The organism is Mesorhizobium sp. C089B (assembly GCF_030323125.1).
Classification (GTDB): Bacteria; Pseudomonadota; Alphaproteobacteria; order Rhizobiales; family Rhizobiaceae; genus Mesorhizobium.
The window spans coordinates 5835602-5850851 of sequence record NZ_CP100469.1; the positions used below are offsets into that span (position 1 = coordinate 5835602).

At 62.1% G+C, this 15250-nt stretch carries 13 protein-coding genes and 3 pseudogenes; 7 read left to right on the plus strand and 9 right to left on the minus strand.

Going from position 1 to position 15250, the window contains the following annotated elements; genetic code table 11:
* Nucleotides 1-135 precede the first annotated feature (135 nt).
* From bioZ to NLY44_RS28635, 9 genes and pseudogenes are all read right to left on the minus strand, one after another.
* Nucleotides 136-1118: pseudogene (bioZ, locus tag NLY44_RS28595) on the minus strand (3-oxopimeloyl-[acyl-carrier-protein] synthase BioZ).
* A complete protein-coding gene (locus NLY44_RS28600; RefSeq protein WP_023807060.1) occupies nucleotides 1115-2380 on the minus strand; it encodes an adenosylmethionine--8-amino-7-oxononanoate transaminase in 1266 nt (421 codons plus the stop codon). Before NLY44_RS28600 ends, bioZ begins: the two are co-directional and overlap by 4 nt.
* Nucleotides 2380-3015 carry a dethiobiotin synthase gene (gene bioD / locus NLY44_RS28605; RefSeq protein ID WP_023673640.1) on the minus strand — a complete coding sequence of 212 codons (636 nt, stop codon included), beginning with the start codon at nucleotides 3013-3015 and terminating at the stop codon, nucleotides 2380-2382. The genes NLY44_RS28600 and bioD overlap by 1 nt, the downstream gene beginning before the upstream one ends.
* Nucleotides 3012-4163, minus strand: coding sequence for an 8-amino-7-oxononanoate synthase (locus NLY44_RS28610; RefSeq protein ID WP_023807059.1), 1152 nt, complete (start codon nucleotides 4161-4163; stop codon nucleotides 3012-3014). Before NLY44_RS28610 ends, bioD begins: the two co-directional genes overlap by 4 nt.
* The gene (bioB, locus tag NLY44_RS28615; RefSeq protein WP_031198738.1) at nucleotides 4160-5173 is read right to left on the minus strand and encodes a biotin synthase BioB; all 1014 of its coding nucleotides are present in this window, start codon (nucleotides 5171-5173) and stop codon (nucleotides 4160-4162) included. Before bioB ends, NLY44_RS28610 begins: the two co-directional genes overlap by 4 nt.
* A 92-nt stretch (nucleotides 5174-5265) precedes the next feature.
* Nucleotides 5266-6120: a carboxylating nicotinate-nucleotide diphosphorylase gene (gene nadC, locus NLY44_RS28620; RefSeq protein ID WP_023807057.1), complete on the minus strand. Its 855-nt coding sequence runs from the start codon at nucleotides 6118-6120 to the stop codon at nucleotides 5266-5268.
* Nucleotides 6117-7660 (minus strand): annotated as a pseudogene (locus NLY44_RS28625) (L-aspartate oxidase). Before NLY44_RS28625 ends, nadC begins: the two are co-directional and overlap by 4 nt.
* Complete coding sequence (gene nadA, locus NLY44_RS28630; RefSeq protein ID WP_023807055.1) at nucleotides 7657-8631, minus strand: quinolinate synthase NadA; 975 nt, start codon at nucleotides 8629-8631, stop codon at nucleotides 7657-7659. The pseudogene NLY44_RS28625 and the gene nadA overlap by 4 nt, the downstream one beginning before the upstream one ends.
* A gap of 67 nt (nucleotides 8632-8698) precedes the next feature.
* Nucleotides 8699-9666: pseudogene (locus NLY44_RS28635) on the minus strand (NUDIX hydrolase).
* Nucleotides 9667-9828: 162 nt separating this feature from the next.
* Between NLY44_RS28635 and panB the strand changes: the two are divergent.
* From panB to NLY44_RS28665, 7 genes are all read left to right on the plus strand, one after another.
* Complete coding sequence (gene panB / locus NLY44_RS28640; RefSeq protein ID WP_023707031.1) at nucleotides 9829-10689, plus strand: 3-methyl-2-oxobutanoate hydroxymethyltransferase; 861 nt, start codon at nucleotides 9829-9831, stop codon at nucleotides 10687-10689.
* Nucleotides 10686-11549 (plus strand): pantoate--beta-alanine ligase, encoded by an 864-nt coding sequence (gene panC / locus NLY44_RS28645; protein ID WP_023808077.1) that lies wholly within the window; start codon nucleotides 10686-10688, stop codon nucleotides 11547-11549. Before panB ends, panC begins: the two co-directional genes overlap by 4 nt.
* Nucleotides 11550-11642: 93 nt before the next feature.
* A complete protein-coding gene (locus NLY44_RS28650; RefSeq protein WP_286456140.1) occupies nucleotides 11643-12368 on the plus strand; it encodes a LuxR family transcriptional regulator in 726 nt (241 codons plus the stop codon).
* Between the two features lie 92 nt (nucleotides 12369-12460).
* Entirely contained in the window at nucleotides 12461-13093 is a 633-nt protein-coding gene (locus NLY44_RS28655; RefSeq protein ID WP_031356311.1) for an acyl-homoserine-lactone synthase, read from the plus strand.
* Nucleotides 13094-13115: 22 nt separating this feature from the next.
* Complete coding sequence (locus NLY44_RS33095) at nucleotides 13116-13490, plus strand: transcriptional regulator domain-containing protein (RefSeq protein ID WP_352627105.1); 375 nt, start codon at nucleotides 13116-13118, stop codon at nucleotides 13488-13490.
* Between the two features lie 58 nt (nucleotides 13491-13548).
* Nucleotides 13549-13959: a DUF2285 domain-containing protein gene (locus tag NLY44_RS28660; RefSeq protein WP_023807050.1), complete on the plus strand. Its 411-nt coding sequence runs from the start codon at nucleotides 13549-13551 to the stop codon at nucleotides 13957-13959.
* Between the two features lie 169 nt (nucleotides 13960-14128).
* Nucleotides 14129-15103, plus strand: coding sequence for a hypothetical protein (locus tag NLY44_RS28665; RefSeq protein WP_023708080.1), 975 nt, complete (start codon nucleotides 14129-14131; stop codon nucleotides 15101-15103).
* Nucleotides 15104-15250: the final 147 nt, after the last annotated feature.

Here is a 15250-nt window from a genome sequence, read left to right on the forward strand (position 1 = left end):
TTGAACTCATCCAGAGGCTCGCACGGGTCGTGCTGCGTCAGCTTGGTCATGTCGAGCTTCAGAAGGCCATTTTGGCATTGGTTCTGTTGCACCTATTGCCATTCATGACCAGTCCTGCGCGCGTGAGCCGGCCGACTAGATTCCAACCACGAGAGCGCCGCCGCTGAGACCCGCACCGGCCGCCGCCAGAAGGATTTTCTCTCCTGGCTGGAATGGCTTCATCTGGTTGGCGAGCGAGAGCGACAGCGGGACCGTCGCGGCCGAAGAGTTGCCGTATTCGGCAATCGTCTTGACAATTGCTTGGTCAGCAATGCCGAGGTTTCTTCCGACCGCGCCGAAAATCCGAGTATTGGCCTGATGCGGCACAAACCGGCCGACATTGTGTGGCCGCACTCCCGCAGTGGCTAGCGCGGCTGTCGAGCAATCGGTCATCATCTCGACGGCTTTTGCGAACACTTCGGGCCCGTCGGTCATCGTCATCCGGGTCTGCCCGAGGTCGAGGTCGCCATGGAACGGCGTGTTGCTTCCTCTGCGGGAATCTGGATCAGCCCGTAGCGCGAGCCGTCCGAAGCCACCGAGGCACCGAGAATGCCCCGATCAGCATCATCGCACTGACCGATCACCAGGGCGCCGGCGGCATCGGCGAACAAGACTGAGCTCGCGCGCTCGGCTGGATTGATGCGGCGGCTGAGGATGTTGGCGGCGATGACCAGCGCTGGTTTGCCATGCAGGCGGGTGAACCCGTCCGCAAACATGAGCGCATAGATGAAGCCGGCGCAGGCGCCGGTCAGATCGACCGCGCCTGCGCGGCCAAGGCCAAGCTTGTGTGCGACCAGCGGCGCGCTTGGCGGCAGAAGATGGTCGGGCGTCGAGGTGGCAAGCAACAGCAGACCGATGTCGTGGCGCGCAATACCGGCGTTCACCAGCGCCATGTCGCCAGCCCGGGTGGCAAGACCCGACAGCGTGTCTTCGTCCGTTGCCCAGAAGCGCGAACGGATTCCGGTACGCCTTTCGATCCAGCCCGGCTCGAGGCCGAGATTGCTCTCGATCTCGGCATTGGCCACCTTGCGCCCAGGCACGTGATGGCCAAGTCCGAGAATGCGCGACGACTTGCTCATGGCCTTGACCCGAAGCGTTCCCCGGCCTCCTCGATGGCGTCATAGACTCGTTCGAGCTCGTCGTCTGCGATGCAATAGGGTGGCAGAAGGTAGAGGACATTGCCGAGCGGGCGCACAAGTAGGCCGCGCTCGAGGAAGAAAGCGCGCAGCTTCGGACCAATCTCGGCGAGATAACCTGCTGAACCGGTTCGCAGGTCGAGCGCCGCGATCGTTCCCGTGGCTCGACAGTCGGCAAAATATGGATTGTCCCGAAAGCGTTGCAGCCCGACGGCCTGCATCACGCTCAAGGCCGTGATCCGCCCGGCCACTGGCTCGTCGCGCCAGATCTCGACATCGGCGAGTGCTGCCGCACAGGCAATCGGATTGGCGGTGTAGGAGCTCGAATGGAAAAACGTCTTCTTCCGGTCCTCGGAATAGTGCGCCCGGAAGATGGCATCGGTGACAAGCGTTACGGCCAGCGGGATGGTGCCGCCGGTCAAGCCTTTGGAGGTGCACAGGATATCTGGAGAAATCGATGCCTGCTCGCAGGCGAACATGGTTCCGGTGCGTCCCCAGCCGGTCATCACCTCGTCGGCGATCAGCAGCGAGCCGGAGGCCTCAGTGATCTTCTTCAATTCGGCCAGAACCGATCCTGGATACATCAGCATGCCGCCGGCGCCCAGCACCAGCGGCTCGACGATCAAGGCTGCGGCTCGTCGATCGCGGGTCACAGCCTCGAAACGATCCAGCGTCTCCTGCTCGTGCCCCGCGGCCGGAAAGGGGATGATGTCGACCTCGAACAGCAAGGGTTCATAGGCGGCGTTGAACACGCCACGCGCACCGACGCTCATCGTTCCAATCGTGTCACCATGATAGCTGTGCTCCATGACGACGATGCGCGAGCGCGGCGCGCCGATGTTGCGGAAATAACCGAGCGCCATCTTCAGCGCGACTTCGACTGAGGTCGAGCCACTGTCGGAATAGAACACCCAGTCGAGTCCAGCGGGAGCGAGGCCGACAAGCGCCTTGGCCAAGCGCTCTGCCGGCTCGTGCGTGAAGCCCGCAAAGATAATCTGGTCGAGGCTCGACGCGGTTGTCTCGATTGCCTTCATGATGCGGGGATGGCGGTGGCCATGTGTGACGACCCACCAGGAGGAGATGGCGTCCAGGATGCGGGCGCCGTCGGCCCTGTGGAGATAGGCGCCCTCAGTCAGGACGATTTCTGGGATCGCAGGCTCGAGTGCGTGCTGGGTGAAGGGATGCCACACATGAGACTGCGACATCAGTCACCTCCAGTAATCGAGGCGAAGGCGAAGCCGGCAACCATTGCGTCCCTCAGTGTTTTGCCCGTCAGCACATCGAGGTGCGGCAGCCTGCCGAGCTGCGGGGCACCGCTGAATTCCACGATGGTCCGTTGCGTATCGGCCATCTCATCGCCGATGAAAGCGATGCCCGCCAACGGGATGGAGCGGGCGCGGAGCGCCTCGACCGATAGCAAGGTGTGGTTGATGGTGCCGAGTGTGGTGCGGGCGCACAGAATAACGGGGAGCCGCCATTCAGCGAAGATGTCGATTAACCTTGTGCGCCGGTTGAGCGGCACCATTAGGCCGCCGGAGCCTTCGATGACGAGCGGCGTCGGTAGGACGGGAAAAGCAAGATCGGCAGCCTTGATCGCCACGCCGTCGATCTCGGCCGAACGATGCGGCGACAGCGGGCTCCGCAAGCGGTAGGCTTCCGGCAGCACGCGCTCTGAGGGCAAGCCGGCAAGCCGCGCGACAACCTCGCTGTCGGTCTCGCCGTCGAGGCCCGATTGCACCGGTTTCCAGTAAAAGCCGTCCAGCAAACCGGCGAGCCCAGCCGCAAACACGGTCTTGCCAACTCCGGTATCCGTTCCGGTGATGACGATGCGTTGGGTCATATCGCCTCCGGTGATGTTTGGGCCAACACCTCGACCAGCGCCTCGACCATGGCGGAAATGTCGGCTTCGCCAATATTGAGCGTCAGTGAGATGCGCAGCCGCGACGTGCCCTCGGGCACGGTCGGAGGACGAACGCCGTGTATGTCGAAGCCGCGGGCCTGCAGGCGCGCCGCCACTGCCATGGTGCGCCTGACATCGCCGATTACTAAGGGCTGGATCTGAGAGCCACTTGGTGTCACACCCCAGCGATTGACCAACCGGCCGGCGCTGGCGACGCGTTCATGCAGCTGAACACGCCGCATAGGCTCGTCGGCGAGCATTGCGAGTGCCTCGCGCGCCACGACCGCCATCAGTGGCGATGGCGCGGTCGCGTAGATGAATGGCCGGCAACGGTTGATCAGATATTCGCACAGTGCCCTCGGCCCGGTCACGAGCCCACCAGATGCGCCGAGCGCCTTGCCGCAGGTGTGGAGCGCTATGATGTTGTCGCGGCCCTCGAAAGCGGCGGCAAGCCCCCGGCCGTCCGGTCCCCAGACGCCGGTGGCATGCGCCTCATCAATGACGATGAATGCGCCGTGCCGATCGGCAAGCGCGACCAGGCTCTCCAAAGGCGCGCAGTCGCCATCCATGCTGTAAAGGCTTTCCACCGCGATCCAGACGCATCCCATGCCGCCTGCGATGCGCCAACGTGTAATCGCATCCTCGACAGCGGTGGCGTCGTTGTGCGCGGCCAGCACGAACTGTGCGCGCCCGGCCTGCGCACCCTCATGCATGCTGGCATGGGCGAGCTCATCGAGAACCAAAAGATCGCCCTTCTGCGGCAGGGCGCTCAGCAGAGCGAAGTTGGCGATGTAGCCGCTGCCGAAGAACAGCGCGCGGTCGGCTCCAAAGAATGCCGCCGCGTCTGCCTCGAGCTGCTCGTGTTCCGGTGCATTGCCGCGCAACAGCCGCGACCCGGTGGCGCCAACCGGCGTGCCCCGCACAATCGCCGCCACAACCGCATCGCCAAGTCTTCTGGACGCGGCCAGCCCGAGATAGTCGTTCGACGAAAAGTCCAGCCCGGCGCGGGGCGAAAGCGTCCGCAGCCGGTCCTTGCGCGCTAGGCCCTGCAAGGTCGCATCATAACGGGCAAGCGGCGCCCCGTTCATTGCGCCTCGAGTTCCATCGGATCGATGCCAAGGCGCCGGAACAGCAGGGTATCCTTGTCCTCACCTGGATTGTCCGCCGTCAGCAGCGTGTCGCCGACGAAGATTGAGTTGGCGCCGGCAAAAAAGCACAGCGCCTGCATCTCGTCGGTCATCGCGGTGCGGCCGGCGGACAGACGGACATGCGATTTCGGCATCATGATGCGCGCCAGCGCGATCACGCGCACGAATTCGATCGGCTCAATGGGCTTGGCGTCTGCAAGCGGCGTACCGGCGATCGGGATCAGCATGTTGATCGGAACGCTTTGCGGATGTTCCGGGAGATTGGCCAGCGTCACCAGCATGTCGATCCGGTCCACCGGCTCCTCGCCCATGCCGACAATGCCTCCACAGCAGACCTTGATGCCGGATTTGCGAACGTGCTCGAGCGTCTCGAGCCGCTCGGCAAAGCTCCGCGTACCGATGATCTCGCTATAGTAGCGTTCTGACGTATCGATGTTGTGGTTGTAGTAGTCGAGACCCGCCTGCTTCAGTCGAGCGGCTTGCTCAAGATCGAGCATGCCGAGTGTCATGCAGGTCTCCAGGCCCAGCGCCTTGACGCCTTCGACCATCGCCACCACCGCATCCATGTCGCGCGCCTTGGGGTTTCGCCAGGCCGCGCCCATGCAATAACGGGTGGCGCCGGCATCACGCGCCTTGGTCGCTTCGGCGATGACGCGCCTGACATCCATCAGCTTGGACGCCTCCAACCCGGTTTCGTGACGCGCCGACTGGCTGCAATAGCCACAATCCTCCGGGCATCCTCCGGTCTTGATGCTGAGCAGCCGGCTGAGCTGGACCTTGTTTGGATCGAAATTCTGGCGGTGCACGGTCTGCGCCAGGAAGAGGAGATTGTTGAAGGGGGCATGGTAAAGTGCCTGAGCCTTTTCCAGGGTCCACGCTCCAGCGTCAGGCGGGTCAGGCGATTGAGCGTGCGGCGATGTCTGCGTTGAACTTGCCGTTTGCATCTCCATGCTGTTCCTCCGGTCTGTCTTGCGGGTCTTTGCTATCTGACTATGATGATCGGAAAGGACAGTTGACCCAATCCTGTTCGTTACTCTGACAATCATGAGCCCCGATGGTCGAGGCCGATATCCAGGATCGGCGCGCTGTGGATGAGTCGGCCGACCGAAATCAGATCAACGCCGGTCGCGGCAACCGCTCGCGCTGTATGCGACGTGATCCCGCCAGAAGCCTCGGTGATAGCGCGGCCACCGACCATTGCGACGGCGCGGCGAAGATCGGGGAGGGACATGTTGTCGAGCAGAACCGCATCGGGAGCGAAGCCAAGTACCTCCTCCAGCTGGGCCAGAGTATCGACTTCGACTTCGATCTTGACGAGATGACCGGCCGCTCTTCGTGCTCGCTCGAGCGCTGGCCGGACGCCGCCTGCGATGGCGATGTGGTTGTCCTTGATCAAAATTGCATCGTCCAGGCCGAAGCGGTGATTGGACCCGCCACCTGCGCGCACGGCATACTTTTCGACTGCCCGCAATCCGGGCGTTGTCTTGCGGGTGCAGACGATCTTCGCGCCATATCCACGAACCGCAGCGACGATCGATGCCGTTGCTGTGGCGATGCCGCTCAGATGGCACAAAAAATTGAGTGCCGTCCTTTCCGCTGTGAGAATGGCTCGGGCCGGGCCAACCACTGATGCAATGACCTCTCCATCCACGACATTGCAGCCGTCTGCCCGCTCCACGGAGATTTCGACACCAGGATCAATCATGCCGAAAGCGAGCATCGCCAGATCGATGCCGGCGACAACTCCGGACTGTCGCGCCACCAACACGGTTCCCGCTTGGTATTCCTTCGGGACGATGGCGTCCGTGGTCAAGTCGCCGGCTCTGCCAAGGTCTTCAAGAAGAGATGCCCGGACAAGCGGCTCAAGCAGGACCGTGGGGAGCGGTGAGAGCATCATCGCTTTGCACCTTCGGAGCTTGGCGAGTGTCCGAGTTCCCGCGCAGCCGCCAAGGCGGCTTCGAGCGTGATTTCGGACCGTCGGGCGGCAGTCGCATGATGAGGAAAATCTGTCCGGTAATGAGCGCCGCGGCTTTCTTCGCGCAACAAGGCGGCAACAGCAATCATTAGCCCGACAGCCGCCGGATCCGAGACCGCATCCTTGCTTTCGGCGAGCGGCAATAAGGCACGCGCGGCTGCTTTCAACCCTTGACCATCCCGGACGATGCCGAGTGCGCGCGACAGAAAAACGCGCACGGCTATCGGAGCGGGCGGTGGGTAAACGTTCGCAAACGCAGGCCTTGTTCTGCGCGCAGGCGTTCCGGCGACGCTTTCAGCGACCCAGCGGGCGCACACGATTGCCTCGGTCAAGGAATTGCTGGCGAGCCTGTTGGCGCCATGCAGTCCTGTCGAAGCGACTTCGCCGCAGGCCCACAGCCCCTTGACGGAGGTCCTGCCCGAGCAGTCCACGGCAACGCCACCCATGTGGTAGTGTTGGGCCGGACGAATGGGGATGAGATCGCGCGCGGGATTGATGCCCGCTCCAAGGCAGGCTGATGCGATTGTCGGGAAATGTCGAGCGAATGCTGGGCCTGGCCGTTGTCGGGCATCGAGAAAAACATGGTGGCCGTCCGCAAGATGGTTCCACACGGCGCGGGCCAAGACATCGCGAGGCGCAAGTTCCGCCCCTGGCACGCTCTGGAGAAAAGCCTGGCCGGTTTCATCGATCAGGGCAGCACCTTCGCCTCGCACAGCCTCGCTGACCAGCGCCATAGGGCGTTCTGGGCCGTCAAGGGCGGTCGGGTGGAACTGGATGAATTCGAGGTCGGCTAGGACAGCTCCAGCGCGGGCCGCAAGCGCAAGGCCTTGTCCGCAACTGCCCCAAGGGTTCGTGGTGTCGAGAAACAGTCCCCCGATGCCACCGGTGGCGAGGACGACCCGCCGTGAGCCGAAGAAGAAAGGTGCGATCGAACAGCTCGCCCAGACGCCTCGGATCGCATTCTCTCGCACGGCGAGCCGGCGCGCTTCCACGCCCTCCACGACAACTATCGACGGAGTGGAACGCACAGCCGCGATCAGCGCACGCATGATCTCACGCCCGGTGCCGTCCCCATGCGCATGAACGATGCGACGTCGGCTGTGTGCGGCCTCCAATCCGAGGCACAGTGATCCTTCCGGCGTGCGGTCAAAGCGAACCCCAAAGCCCGCAAGCCCCTCTATGGCCTTGGGCGCGGCTTGGAGGATGCGGCTCGCCACGGCTCTGTCGCAGAGACCATCCCCGGCGGCAACCGTATCGGCCAGGTGCATTGCCGGATCGTCGTCTTCGCCGAAACTTGCAGCCAGGCCCCCTGGGCCCAGGTGCTCGAGTTGTCAGCTCCCAGCAGCGACCTTGACAGAAGAAGCACCGGCTCCGGCGACAGTTGAAGCGCGGTCATCAGTCCGGCGATGCCGCCGCCGATGATGATGGGCCGCCCGAAGAAGCTGCGGAGGTCGGCGCTCAAACTGCCAGCATCCGTTCGACCGCTAGCCGCGCGCGCCCGGCGATCCCGGGTTCGACGGCTACGACATGGTGGTTCTGCTCGAGCGCCGTGCGGATGTTGGCAAGCGTGATCCGCTTCATATGCGGGCACAAATTGCAGGGCCGGATGAACTCGACCTCTGGGTGCGCTAACGCGACGTTGTCGCTCATTGAGCATTCCGTCATCAGCACGACACGTGGCGGCCTTTGCCTTTCGACATAGTCGGACATGGCAGCCGTCGAGCCGGAAAAATCTGCTTCAGCCACGACGTCGGGCGGGCATTCGGGATGGGCGAGCACGACCACGCCGGGATGGCCTTCGCGCAACTCGCGGATGTCGGCCGGTGTAAAGCGCTCATGCACCTCGCAACGCCCTTTCCAGGCGATGATCTGCACATCTGTCTGGGCGGCGATATTCTGGGCCAGATATTCGTCCGGCAACATGATCACCCGGGGAACCCCAAGGGATTCGACGACCGCCTTGGCGTTGCCGGATGTACAGCAGATATCCGACTCGGCCTTCACTTCGGCGGACGTATTTACATAAGTGATGATCGGAACGCCGGGATAACGCTGGCGCATCAAGCGCACGTCTTCTGCCGTGATTGAGTCCGCCAACGAGCAACCGGCGCTGAGATCCGGAATGAGCACGGTCTTGCCCGGATTAAGGAGCTTGGCCGTTTCGGCCATGAAATGGACGCCGGCCAGCACGATGACTTGCGCCTCGACCGTCGCAGCCGTGCGGGCTAGTGCCAAGCTGTCGCCGACGATGTCGGCCACGCAGTGGAAGATCTCTGGCGTCTGATAGTTGTGCGCCAGGATGATCGCGTTGCGCTCGCGCTTCAGCGCAAGGATCGCCTCGATATCCTCGGCGAAAGCCGGCCATTCGATCGGCGGGATCACTCGTCGGACGCGCTCGTAGAGCAACGCGGCCGTAGGCAGCATGGCGCCCATAGACCCCCTCCCGCTTATACTCTAACTGAAAATAACCAGCATATACTTGCTGTGAGTATAAGGGATGTCAACCCCGCGCCAGCGGCAATTTTGTCCCGGCGATGAGCCTATCGTCGAGAACGGCGTGGCGGAAACGGAAAAGCTTCGCTGGCCGGCCGCCGGTCTCAGTGGTGGCCTCTCCGGTCTCCTCGACCAGCTCCTGCTGTTCGATCAGTCGGCGAAAGTTCGGCTTGTGGATGAGCCTGCCGGCGAGCGCCTCCACGGTTCGCTGCAGCTGCAAAAGCGTGAAGACCGGCGGCATCAGCTCAAAGACGACTGGGCGGTATTTGATCTTGGAGCGCAGCCGCGCAATGCCGGTCGCCACGATGCGGCGATGATCGGCGACCATGGACTTGCTGGGCACCAGCGGCGGGGGTCCTGCGTCCCGCCCTCTTACGGCCTCTTGGACCAGGCCTGCTTCGTAGACTAACTCATAGCGTTGAAGCGTGAGTTCCTCGTTCCAAAGGCGGTCGTCGAAGCCAAAGGCTATCGTCGCCCGCTGCCAGCGTTCACGTCGCGTGGCCGAATCGCCAACGCCGTTTGCCCATTCGATCAGGCGCGGCCGCAGAACGTCCAGCACGACCGCAGGCGTGCCGGAGCGGTGGTCCTCCCATGGAAAATATTCATACCAACTCTGCCATCCGCACTTGGGCGAGCCCGCTGCCTGTTCCTTGCGCGTCAATGCGAGATAGCTGATGGAGATGACGCGCTGCTGGCGCTCGGCGCCGATGCGATCCCGATCCGCGAACGTGTAGAGTTGCTCAATGTACCCCAGCCGATGGCCGGTTTGCTGCTCGACCCACCCCTCAAGCCGGATTGCAGCGATCGGTGCTCAAGCGCAAAGGGACCGGAGGGCAAGGTGTCCGCCTGGCCGATGGTGAGGACACAGGGTTGACTGCCGTTTACGGCGACCACAAAGGCGATCAAGTCCACTTTGACGTTGTCGGCCTTGCCGGCGGCTCTGTGTTTCCTGAGTCCTATTGCCTGATCGTCCATTATTTGGCCAGCTCGGGGGCACCTTAATCGATTTAATGTAAGCGTGCCAATTGGCACGTCAACACCCCGCAGCTGCATGGCCATTTTTTTGCTCTTCGCACCTGCACAAAAATGTGCCAAAGGCGACAGCCGCAGCTGGTAACGTAGGGGAAGGAGGGTCCCATGAGCGCTTATGGTGACACCAGGGCGATCACACCGCCGGATATTCGTTCGCGCAAAGGTGGGACGCCGCTCGTCTGCCTTACCGCCTACACCACCCCAGTCGCCCGGCTTGTCGATCCCCATTGTGATGTGGTGCTCGTCGGCGACAGCGTCGGCATGGTTCTCCACGGCCTGCCCTCGACGCTCGGTGTCACGCTGGAGATGATGATCACGCACGGCCAGGCGGTGCGCCGTGGCATCAAGCAGGCGCTGATGGTGGTCGACCTGCCGTTCGGTTCCTACGAGGAAAGCCCAGAGCAGGCTTTCCGCAATGCCGCGCGCGTCATGGCCGAGACCGGCTGCACGGCCGTCAAGCTCGAAGGCGGCGAAGCGATGGCAGAGACGATCGGCTTCCTCGCCGCACGCGGCGTGCCCGTCATGGCCCATGTCGGATTGACGCCGCAGGCCATCAACACCATCGGTGGCTACCGCGTACAGGGCAGGGGCGGGGATGCCGAGCGCATCAGGCGCGACGCAATTGCGGTGGGCGAAGCGGGCGCCTTTGCGGTCGTCCTGGAGAAGGTTCCTGAGGCGCTCGCCCGCCGGATCACCAAGGAGGTGGCGACCCCGACCATTGGCATCGGTGCCTCGGCAGCCTGTGACGGCCAGATTCTCGTCGTCGACGACATGCTGGGCCTCTTCGGCGACTTCCGGCCCAAGTTCGTCAAGCGTTATGCTGAACTCCGGGAGGCGGCTGCGGCTGCGATCGCTTCCTATGCGCGCGAGGTGAAGGAGCGCCAGTTTCCCGCCGCAGAGCACGTGTTTGCCGATGCGCCCAAGCCCGCCGACACGGACGCCACCAAGAGCGGAGAAGCAGCGTGAGCGTGCCGATCGTCAGGAGCGTTGACCAGCTTCGCGAAAGCGTCGCCGCATGGCGCTGCGAAGGTGTGAGGATAGCCCTGGTGCCAACGATGGGCGTCCTGCATGAGGGCCATCTCAGCCTGGTGCGCGCTGCACTCGAGAAGGCAGACCGTGTGATAGTGACGCTCTTCGTCAACCCGAAGCAATTCAACAGCCAGGCCGATCTTGCCGCGTATCCCCGCACCGAGAACGAGGATGCCGCCAAACTGGCACCGGTTGGCGCGCACCTGCTTTATGCGCCAGATGCAGAGGAGATGTATCCGGCGGGCTTCGCCACCACCGTTTCGGTTTGCGGTGTCAGCGAAGGCCTGTGCGGTACATTCCGGCCGGGGCATTTCGACGGCGTGGCGACCGTCGTCGCCAAGCTCTTCCTGCAGACCAGCGCTGACTTCGGCTTCTTTGGCGAAAAGGACTTTCAGCAAATTCACCTGGTCAGGCGCATGGCCCGGGATCTCGATATTCCAATCACCATTGTTGCCTGTCCGACAGTCCGTGAAGCCGACGGTCTTGCGCTATCATCGCGCAATGTGCGGCTCTCGCCAGCGGAACGCGCTGTTGCTCCCAAGCTATCATCGGTCCTGCTCAAGACGGCTGAGCGGCTTGAGCGCGGCTCACCCATCATGCCAACGCTTGCAGAATCTCGCGCAGCAATTCTGACTGCAGGCTATCGCGAGGTCGAATACCTGGAACTCCGCGATGAGGCAGATCTGCAGCCGATAACAAGCCTCGATCGACCGGCACGGTTGCTTGCCGCCGCCTGGCTCGGCGGCACACGGCTCATAGACAACGTCAGACTATTTCGGATTGGTTCAACAGATTAGCCACGTTCTCGGCACGCGCCGTATTCGTCCGGGATCATCTAAAACAAGGTCTCTGCCTGGCATTGAGCGTTACGGAGGTTACGCACAGGACACATGCATCGCGTGTTTGAGAACTTCGTCGAGCAACTGTCTGCAAGTGTTGATGCTGCCGATCTCTGTGAGGCAATGGCCTCCGCTGCAGCCGGCTTCGACTTCCCGCTATTCGCCTATTTCACCTACCCGTCAGCCTCCGGCGACGCCCCCCAATTGATTTCAAACTATCCTTCATCCTGGACGTCACGTTATCTGCAACAGCGGTACCACAGTCTCGATCCGGTCATCCTGCGCGGGCTGCAAGGCTGGGATACATTCGATTGGGGTGTGGATCGCGCTCGGCACTGTCTGCCGAATTCGCAGCAACAAATTCTAGAGAGTGCGGCTGAGTTTGGCATCTGCGGCGGCCTGACGATGTCCATGCATGATCATCTCGGCCGGTTTGCTGCCCTGACCTTTGCTTCCGACGAGTCCCGTCCGCCTCTGTTGCGGTCACTGGCACGTTACGAAAAAGCATTGCAGCTGGTGGCCATCAACTTTCATATCCATGTCCGGCGCAGGCTCGCCGATCATCGCGTGGTGGATGGTGTAACGCTCACCCCGCGGGAGTTCGAGTGCCTGAAATGGGCGGCGCGCGGCAAGTCGGCTTGGGATACTAGCCAGCTTCTCGGCGTCTCAAAGCGCACCGTGACCTTTCATCTGGAAAACGCCAAGGCAAAGTTTGGCGTTCGAACGATCAACCAAGCCGTTGCACGAATGGCTGCCTCCGGCCTGACGAGATCCTGATTCTCAGCCACGATACCTGTAAACCTCTACAGGCTGCATCGATGTCAGCTTTGCCCTTCGATGGCGGGAACACATCCCACATGGAGGCGACCATGATGCAACTGATAGCACCAGACTTTTACAACGAGTTTGCAGGCGAACTCAAAGAGATGCATGGGCTCAGGTTTCGGGTCTTCAAGGAAAGGCTCGATTGGGAAGTTGATACCGAAGACCAGATGGAATCCGATCCGTTTGATGCTCTCAAGCCTGTCTATCTGCTCCTCAAAGGATCCGACTGGCGAATTCGCGGTTGCGTGCGTCTTCTGCCCAGCACCGGACCCACAATGTTGCGCGACACCTTCCCGGTGCTGCTGGGTGCTGACGTCGTGCCCTCGACCACCGACATATGGGAGAGCAGTCGTTTCGCGCTCGATCTTCCTCCGTCGGCGCCCAAGGCAGCGGGCGGGCTGGCCCAGGCGACCTACGAGCTCTTCGCGGGCATGATCGAGTTCGGCTTGGCCAAGGATCTGACCCGGATCGTAACGGTGACGGACACGCGCATGGAGCGGATCCTCCGCCTTGCTACGTGGCCATTGTCGCGCATCGGAGAACCCAAGTGCGTCGGCAAAACGGAGGCGGTGGCTGGGCTTCTCGAGATTTCCCACGCGAGCCTTTTGCGAATCCGCAGCAGGGGACGTCTGAGCGGACCGGTACTGTGGCAACCGGTTCTAGGCCCGTCAGCATAGCGCCATTGTGGACACCTGTGCCATGAAGGATGCTGGTTTGCCCAAGGAAGCGACGGTCGGCGTTGTATGCTGGCCGGACTGGCGTTGCCAGGACGCTTACCACTACGCCAGACGATTGCCACGGACTGGCTGGGCCTGGGAGTTTCTTCGGCGCAATCCACAATTCCAGCGCGACCACGCCAAAATGGCACCCTCCGCCTGCTTTGTCGGAGCCCAGGCCGACATGAAGATAATCGAGTTGACGACAGAATCGGCTTTCCTAAGACAATGGAGCCTCCTTTTTCGCGGACGCGCCACAGTCGGACGCTACATCGGCGAGGGTCTTTTGGGATCCGCGCGATTGCGCCTGTATTCTACGAGCGGCCGCGGAGCCGCTGGGGCTCGACCACGATTTTGAACCGCTTCACCTTTCATCGCTCTCATGCTGCAAGGACATCCTGCTGACAGCTGCGGGCATGCAGCACGTGCTGCTGAGGGAGAACTGCCGGAGTCTGCAGATCGCCGTTTCCGGTGCGTCCGTCCTCCGCCCGTTGCGGCTATATGTCGACGCAATCCTTCAGCCGCAGCACCTCAAGTTCCATGTCGCTGCCCTTCAGTTCCTGAACGACGTCAATGATTGCCGCCGCGTGTCAGCTGCTTGCTTTCCGCCGGAACACCGCGGAGCGCGTCTGCGTATTGTACTGCAGGCTTTGGATGGCTCGCTCGCGGGAGCATCTCATCAGGAGGTCGCCATTGCCTTGTTCGGGAGACGCCGTGTCGAAGAAGATTGGCGTCATCCAGGCGGCCATCTTCGCGATCAGGTACGCCGCGCCATCCAACGTGGCCGCTTCCTGATGGGCGGCGGCTACAGACAGTTCCTGAGGTAATTGGGGTGGTTGCGATTGTCTTATCCGAACGCGCAACCTCCATTTCTCACTGCAATGGTGCGTTGCACAAAACGTGGCAAGCGCCTAGTTCTTCCGCGGCGAATCGGGTTTCGGCGAAACACCGGGACCCAACTTCGTCGATAAGTGCATTCATGACCTGAGGACCCCGATGACCGTTATGAACTCCGACAAAGCCGGCGCTGCAAGCCTTGAGACAATCGCGCGAAACGGCAGCATGCTGCGTCGCATAGCCGTACGCATTCCGACCTACCTGTCGGATATTCGCGAAAATCCGGCGTGGCTGCCCATGTTCATGTTGGCGCGCACCATGCCGGCACGGAGAATGCACTGGCGTGGTGCAAAGCCGGTCCGAAGGCCGCAAAGAGCCCAGGACACGATGTTTGCCGGTGTCAATTGCCACGACGTTGTCGACGCGCTGCGGATGGATGGGCTTTTTCCCGGCCTTGTCCTGCCTGCAATGGTGGCTGAAGATGTAGCCGCATTCGCAAGGTGCACACCTTGTTTCGGCAATTTCGATCGCCGACTCGAATTCATGCCGGCGGAGCATGCGGAGGCTGAGGCGCGATTTGGCCGTCCGTTGCTCAGCGGCCATTATTTCGAGCGCATTCTGGGCTGTAAGTCGGCCGTTGCCATCCAAAACGATCCGCTGCTCATGGATATCGCCGCGCACTATCTCGGCGGCCAGGCGACGCTGATCACGACGCGCGTCTGGTGGAGCTTCCCGACCGGCCAGGCGTCGGACGCCGACAAGAACCTGGCTTCGCTCGGCAAATACCATTTCGACCTGGACGACTGGCGGATGCTGAAGTTCTTTTTCTATCTAGTGCCCGTCGACGAGGGGACCGGCCCGCATATCTATGTTCGCGGCAGCCATGATCGCCGCGCCCTCAAGCACCAATTTACGCTTGTCGTCGGCCATCCAGCGCAAGAGATTCTGGACGTCTACGGCAAGCAGAGTCCGGTCACGCTGACCGGCAAGGCCGGTTTCGGTTTCGTCGAGGATCCGTTCGGGTTCCATATGGGCACCGTGCCGTCGCACAGGCCACGGCTGATGATGGAAGTTGGCTTCGGCGTTTCTCCTCCATCGCGCCGCCGCTTCCATGGCGAGCCTGTGATCCGCTGATTTCGAAAAGTCCCGAAACAGCCTTCCCGTTGTGAGGCAAGATAAGGCTATGCGGCTGGCGCAATGAGTCTCGCCATTGCTCCAGCTTCCTCGAGATCGCCTGCCGCGCGAAGCCTCAGATGCTCTTCGAAAACCTCCTCTACGGAC